At 40.3% G+C, this 6,528-nt stretch carries 7 protein-coding genes; all 7 read right to left on the bottom strand.

The annotated features are described in order from the left end of the window. Positions 1-595 precede the first annotated feature (595 nt). The gene (locus AACQ79_RS10980) at positions 596-1,126 is read right to left on the bottom strand and encodes a GNAT family N-acetyltransferase (RefSeq protein WP_170899864.1); all 531 of its coding nucleotides are present in this window, start codon (positions 1,124-1,126) and stop codon (positions 596-598) included. Positions 1,127-1,816: 690 nt separating this feature from the next. Beyond that, the gene (locus tag AACQ79_RS10975) at positions 1,817-2,257 is read right to left on the bottom strand and encodes a TM2 domain-containing protein (protein WP_017046221.1); all 441 of its coding nucleotides are present in this window, start codon (positions 2,255-2,257) and stop codon (positions 1,817-1,819) included. Positions 2,258-2,953: 696 nt separating this feature from the next. Further along, entirely contained in the window at positions 2,954-3,490 is a 537-nt protein-coding gene (locus AACQ79_RS10970; RefSeq protein WP_170899863.1) for a nucleotidyltransferase family protein, read from the bottom strand. A gap of 133 nt (positions 3,491-3,623) precedes the next feature. Continuing rightward, positions 3,624-4,169, bottom strand: coding sequence for a GNAT family N-acetyltransferase (locus AACQ79_RS10965; RefSeq protein ID WP_064626911.1), 546 nt, complete (start codon positions 4,167-4,169; stop codon positions 3,624-3,626). A gap of 145 nt (positions 4,170-4,314) precedes the next feature. Continuing rightward, positions 4,315-5,037: an SLATT domain-containing protein gene (locus AACQ79_RS10960; RefSeq protein ID WP_170899862.1), complete on the bottom strand. Its 723-nt coding sequence runs from the start codon at positions 5,035-5,037 to the stop codon at positions 4,315-4,317. A gap of 146 nt (positions 5,038-5,183) precedes the next feature. Continuing rightward, positions 5,184-5,837, bottom strand: a complete 654-nt coding sequence (locus AACQ79_RS10955; RefSeq protein ID WP_170899861.1) for an HNH endonuclease — start codon at positions 5,835-5,837, stop codon at positions 5,184-5,186. 149 nt (positions 5,838-5,986) lie between these two features. After that, a complete protein-coding gene (locus AACQ79_RS10950) occupies positions 5,987-6,382 on the bottom strand; it encodes a hypothetical protein (RefSeq protein ID WP_170899860.1) in 396 nt (131 codons plus the stop codon). Between the last annotated feature and the right edge of the window lie 146 nt (positions 6,383-6,528).

Raw genomic sequence — 6,528 nt, 5'->3', positions numbered from 1 at the left:
GGGGTTGACAACGCACCGCCGAACTCAAAAAACACACCGTAAACACTGAACTTCAATTTTGCACTAAAGTCGCCACGCGTTGGCAATCCCTCTTGAGCCGTTTGTTATGCAAATTCAATGAGATAAAATGACTTTACTCGATCAAAAACCACAATTGCAATGGTTGAGTGATTCAAGAATCAACCCAAGCAAGAACTGTGATAAATAAGCCGCCAAAACAAAGTCCACCCTTCAGCAACAAACCAAGCTTTTGGAACAGACAAGTTCAACGGGCGAAAAATTCAGCAAGTGCAAAACGCTCGATAAACTTGCACTTTCCACACTTTGCGCCCACTGAATTTACAACGCGCCAGCGCTAAAACTGATTGAGGCAAACAAAGAACCTTGCCTGTTTTACGGCTTGAGTAAACCACGAATTTTAGGGTAAAAAAGCTCATTTGCCGACAGCTCAAAACGAATGGCCGGAGAAATCCAAAAGATTGAACCCCTAAATTTACCTGAGTTGCATAACGCCGCATTAAGGTGTGAGCGGCGCTTGGCTATACTTGAGCGAAGCGAAACTGCCAAGCGTTGCGAATCACTCTTAAATGCTTTGTTAGTTGCGTTCTTGCCACTCCGAACGCAACACCCCATATTTCACTGAATCGTAATACTCGCCTTCATAGTAACGTACTTTTCTTAGCCTTGCTTCTTGTTGAAAACCCAACTTCAGCGCCAGAGACATCATGCGCGAATTGCCTGACCATGTTGTCAAACCGACCCTTTCGATTGTGTTATTTTTGAACAAGTATGATATCCATTGAGGAAGAGCCAACGCAGCGATACCTTGCCCCCAGAATTTGGAATCGTAGATCACCACACCAGCTTCAAGCCAGCGAGTTTCTTCACATTCCCAATAACAACTGACTGTCCCTATCGGAGTATCATCGACAGTGATTAACTGTAAATCTGAGCCGACTAATAACCGTTGAAACGAAGACTTTTCAAACTGCTTTAATGAAGGGTGAGAGTACGGAAAATATGGACCATTAAACTGAGTCCATGCATCGTTTGAAGTAACCAAAGCATGGATTGATTCCAGTTCATTTGATTTTGCTGGTCTAATACTGATTCGTTTTTCTTCCACGATACTTCCCTATTCTTTGAAGCAAACTAACGCCCGGCTAAGGGGTTGACAACGCACCGCCGAACTCAAAAAACACATTGTAAACACTGAACTGCAATTTTGCACTAAAGTCGCCACGCGTTGGCAATCCATCTTGAGCCGTTTGTTATGCAAATTCAATGAGATAAACTAATTTTACACAACCAAAAGCCACAATCGCAAAGGTTGAGTGATTCAAGAATCAACCCAAGTAGGAGCCGAGATAAATAAGCCGCCAAAACAAAGTCCACCTTTCAGCAACAAACCAAGCTTTTGGAACAGACAAGTTCAACGGGCGAAATCTTCAGCAAGTACAAAATGCTCGATAAACTTACCCTTTCCACACTTTGCGCACGCTGAATTGCCAATAAACCAGCACCAAAACTCATTGAGGCAAACAAAGAACTTTGCCTGTTTTACGGTTTGAGTTAACCAAGAATTTTAGGGTAAAAATGCTCATTTGCCGACAACACAAAACGAATGGCCGGAGAAATCCCAAAAGATTGAACTCCTAAATTTACCTGAGTTGCATAACGCCCGGCTAAGGGGTTGACAACGCACAACCGAACTCAAAAAACACACCGTAAACACTGAACTTTAATTTTGTACTAAAGCCGCCACGCGTTGGCAATCCCTCTTGAGCCGTTTGTTAAACGTAATTACATCAGTATATTAGAACCAATCCTTACGTCCCGTCACATATGTTTTTTCAAAATCTTCATCTGATTTAGTGAGATAAATAATAAACTCAACAAAAGCAATAACACCTATGACTATTGAAGGCAATCCAAGCAATACAAAACCAAATAAGAATGCCAGCAGCATTATTAAACCTTGTTTGGTATACCCTAAATAAAATTTATGAGCGCCTAGCGCCCCAAAGAAAAAAGCAAGCAGAGCAGCAGCAATTTTCTTCGAGGAACCTACGCTTGTAGATATCAGATAAATAGCTTTCGCTTCATCATTTTCCACAGAAAAGTCTACAGCCATTCCTGATTTAGGAAGCTGCCCTGCCTTCCATTCATTAATATTGAGTGGATAGCGAATGCCGTCTTCGCCCGAGATTAATCCAGTTCGATCCAACTCATTAAAATCGATGATGGTACCTTTCATTTACTTATGCCTCAGATAGTTAAGAATAAAGTATTCTTACCAAAGAGGATGTATATGTCTATAAATTCATACTGGTAATTAAATAAAAAATTATAACCACCGAACTATAACGACGTTTAACGCCCGGCTAAGGGGTTAACAACGCACTGCCGAACTCAAAAAACACACCGTAAACACTGAGCTTCAATTTTGTACTAAAGTCGCCAAGCGTTGGCAATCCCTCTTGAGCCGTTTGTTAGGCCAACCGATTGACACCGACACTTTCAAAACTAAAGAACGAACTTTTTTATAAACTTAAAACCAACTAACCGATTCATTTATAAACCAAAATGCTGAATCAGCAAAGAAACAAAAAACTCAAATTGAGCGATTTGGAAGAAAAGTGACGAGCGTAGCATTCTCGGCGGACGTTTGGATGCTGAAGATTATTTTGCCGCTAAATTCACAACGAAAAGCAACCCAACACGATCAAGAAACAACAAATATGTGATGACGATTTATTGCTTAAGTCCAGCCATGAGAACATGGAATTCACCGTTCAATTCAAACCCGATTTAGCTGATAAAAACTCACTTTGCCTAACGCCCGCTTAAGGGGCAGACAACGCTATTACTGACTTTCCGCATAACACCGTAATCACACAAACCAACGCATAATAAAAATGCCATGCGTTGGCTGTCCCTCTTGAAGCGTTTGTTATGGCGCAATTCTCAAGTTAGGCCACATAACTAACCAACCCTTTGACTTTACTCGATTTTCGAAGGTTCCATATGCTTGTTTAGGATTATGTGTGATTAAAGCTTGAAATAAACTCTCGAAACCAAAGGCTGATATACATTCATAATGATCGTGCTCGACTTTTCTCACTGCTACCGCCGTTTCTTTTTCAGGCCAATAGCTCATGGCATCCAATGTGCTTTGGTAAGGATCGTCGCCATTTTGTAAGTGCATCTTGGCTTGATTTTTCACTTGCCAATTGATCTGGGGCATTTGCTCCGATAACTTGAGTTCAAGTGATTTTTCATAATCTGAATCGACACAATCAGCATCGAAGAAAATGACATCAATATCGTTTAATGGCGTCGGCTTTACGTTGCGATGTAAAAAGTCCCAGACAAGGTTTCGCACAAAACCTGCGGCTATGTAGCACTGAGGCAATTCAAGCTGGTAAACACATTCCAGTGCTTCAAATCGAACGGGATCTTTTCTAACTAAATCAACGATAGTATCCATTTTTCACCTTGCGCCATAACGCCCGCTTAAGGGGCAGACAACGCTACTACCAACTTACCGCATAACACTGTAATCACAAAAACCAACGCATAGTAAAAATGCCGCGCGTTGGCTGTCCCTCTTGAAGCGTTTGTTATGTTTTGGGCCAATTGGTACGATTTAGACCATAAACAGCATGATCTACAACTCGGCCATTCAAATTTTCTGCGCGACTGATTATACCCTCAAGCGAGAAACCTAAACGTTCACATACATTACGACTTGGAATATTTTCGCTTGCTGCTGATATCTGAACCTTTTCCATATCAAACTCAGTAAAAGCCAAGTCGGTCAGTTTTAAAACCGACTTACTCACGATACCTTTACCTTGGTATTCAGAGCTTAACCAGTAGCCAATCTCTACTTTTTTAAGTTGACGGTTAATACTGTTAAAACTGATATTTCCAACCAACTTATCTTGGTAAATCATCCCACAAACCAAGGATTTTCCATCAGCATAATCATGCAATGAACTTTTGATAAAGCTAAGAAAAAACTCTTCATTGCTTGCATGAGGAGGCCAAGCTAACCATTGACTCAAGTATTCCCTCTCTCGACTGACAATTTCAAGATAGGCCGAAGCAAACTTGGGAGTAACCAAAGCCAGTTTCAGATCGGTATCAACATCCAATGTAAACATGATTTCCTCTTAAAAACATAACGCCCGCTTAAGGGGCTGACAACGCTACTACCAAGTTTCCGCATAACACTGAAACCACCGAAGTCAACGCACAGTAAAAATGCTACGCGTTGGAAGTCCCTCTTAAAGCGTTTGTTATGTATATTTATGCAAATCCCCAAAAATTTGAGAAACAAGATATAAAAATGTATTCAAGAGTATCTTTTGGGCTTGGTTTTAACAGTATTTGCCATACAGCAAGTGAAAGTAAAAGTATCGGAGGAAAATACATTAACGAGAGCGCAAAACCTTTAACCCTCCAACAATATGACCTTTTAATTGCAGTTACGTCCTTAGGACTTAACTTGTGATCCTCATAATTTGGATAGCTTGCTTTAAACATTAGATAGTCAATATCTTCATGATTTTCATACCGAAAAAGCAACTCTCCATACTGTTCATCAATAGCTGCTACCTTTTTAGAAAACTCTGACGCATCTAAACCACAATCGTCTTTTTTTAGTCTTCTCAACTCGCTATATAATCGACTAACTTTCAAACCACACTCGTTAAATTTATTTGACCTAAGACTATAATCTGCAGCGGATTCGAGTTGAGAAACAACCAATATTACTATTGCGAAGAAAACGTTAATAACGGTTAGAAACGAATTTAGTGAATCATTCTCAATGAAAATTTGAATGATTGACAACAAAATTACGTATGCAGATGAATAAGCGATCATTTGATTTGATAGCTGATTCTTCTCTCTCAATCTCTTAGCAGCTGCAAATCTAATTCTAGAGGTTGACCACAACTGATAATTTAGCTGTTCTGCATACCCTTTCTGTGTGTACGCTGGAGCTGATGACTCTTCTTTTTTATTCATTCTATACTCTAAAATTCAAAAATATACATAACGCCGCGTTAAGTGGTGAGCAACGCTACCACCCTACCTAAACCATTGTGCCGTAAACACTAAAGCTGATTCAAACCGAAAATGCCAAGCGTTGGGAATCCGTCTTAAACGCTTTGTTATATTTTTCTTAACGCTGATCGCACTTCTTCGACTGTATAAGGCGGATTTCGTTTATGTACAACTCTATGACAATTAGGGCACAGAGGGATTAAATCAGTGATAGGATCAATTTGATAATCAACACCAATTTCGGAAATAGGTTTGATATGGTGAACCTCAATAATACCTTCAGCAATTGCCCCGTAAATTTCACCCATATTATTTGAGCAGCATTGACACTTTAATCCATGATGCTCAATACAAGCGGCACGTGCATACCGATTTCTTTCAAATTTATTGACTAGAATTTGAACCCTTCTCCCTTCCCACAAAGGCGTGTCGGTTTCGACTTCCGGTAATACAGCAGAGTCTTCATTTACAATATTCAGTACTCTTTCATGCAGTTCAGACTCACTTAGATTTTTAAGAGATTCATTAACTTTTACACGAGATGCTCTCGTATCAGCGCCTTTATATCCTGCTCTATAAGGAAAAAAAGCGTCGTACTCATCTCGCAGTCTCTTCAGTGAACTATCTGGCATAAAAAAGAATCGAGAGTAACTAATAAGTAAATTCGTCATATTTTTATTAGGCTCAAGATTTTTATAAGAATCTGGGAATTTTGCCAAATAGTAGGCAACAACATGCGCTTCTTCTGGAATATGAGCCATTGGTTTCTCCTAGATTATGAAAAAAATATAACGCCCAATTAAGTGGTGAACAACGCACTGGCCAAGCCACTGCATTGCACCGTAAACACTTTACCTGACGCATCGTAAAACTGCCACGCGTTGAGAATCCACTTAAATTGTTTGTTAGGTTATTGACTCTCTGGGGTTCTCACGTACGTCCCATTGAAGGTGACATTTAGCCCGCCACAACCGTTGTCTTTGCTCACTACGAGGGTATCTTGCTCTAATAAAATTTGGAGAGTACAGCCGTCAACGTCATAGTCTATTTGATTACCTTTTAACGTTACAATTCCGTCGATTTCTCCAAAATTTACAAGGCCAGAAGAAGAGTCACCTACCCAAACTGATGTCCCTGATAGTTCGTAGGTGTTCGAACCCACCTTAGTTAAGTCAATAAAGGCAGTGTCAGTATCCAATTGATCATTGTTATACCGCTCATAATGCCCCTGAAAATCAGGAACAACTGCTGCATATGCAAGCGATAAAATAAGCAACATACTTAGAGCTACGCAAACTGTTTTCAAGCTCAAATTCTCCTCAATAGCCTAACGCCCGGCTAAGGGGTTGACAACGCACCGCCGAACTCAAAAAACCACTGTAAACACTGAACTTCAATTTTGCACTAAAGTCGCCAAGCGTTGGCAATCCCTCTTGAGCCGTTTGTTAGGCC

It is taken from the genome of Vibrio sp. 3-2(1), assembly GCF_963887575.1.
GTDB lineage: Bacteria > Pseudomonadota > Gammaproteobacteria > Enterobacterales > Vibrionaceae > Vibrio > Vibrio anguillarum.
The sequence above is the reverse complement of the archived record's forward strand: the minus strand, read 5'-3'. Positions and strand labels throughout refer to the sequence as shown.

What these genes read in the sequence shown, in the direction of transcription:
- AACQ79_RS10975 (WP_017046221.1), bottom strand. Translation starts at nt 2,257, where the DNA reads ATGAAAGGTACCATCATCGATTTTAATGAGTTGGATCGAACTGGATTA.
- AACQ79_RS10970 (WP_170899863.1), bottom strand. Translation starts at nt 3,490, where the DNA reads ATGGATACTATCGTTGATTTAGTTAGAAAAGATCCCGTTCGATTTGAA.
- AACQ79_RS10965 (WP_064626911.1), bottom strand. Translation starts at nt 4,169, where the DNA reads ATGTTTACATTGGATGTTGATACCGATCTGAAACTGGCTTTGGTTACT.
- AACQ79_RS10960 (WP_170899862.1), bottom strand. Translation starts at nt 5,037, where the DNA reads ATGAATAAAAAAGAAGAGTCATCAGCTCCAGCGTACACACAGAAAGGG.
- AACQ79_RS10955 (WP_170899861.1), bottom strand. Translation starts at nt 5,837, where the DNA reads ATGGCTCATATTCCAGAAGAAGCGCATGTTGTTGCCTACTATTTGGCA.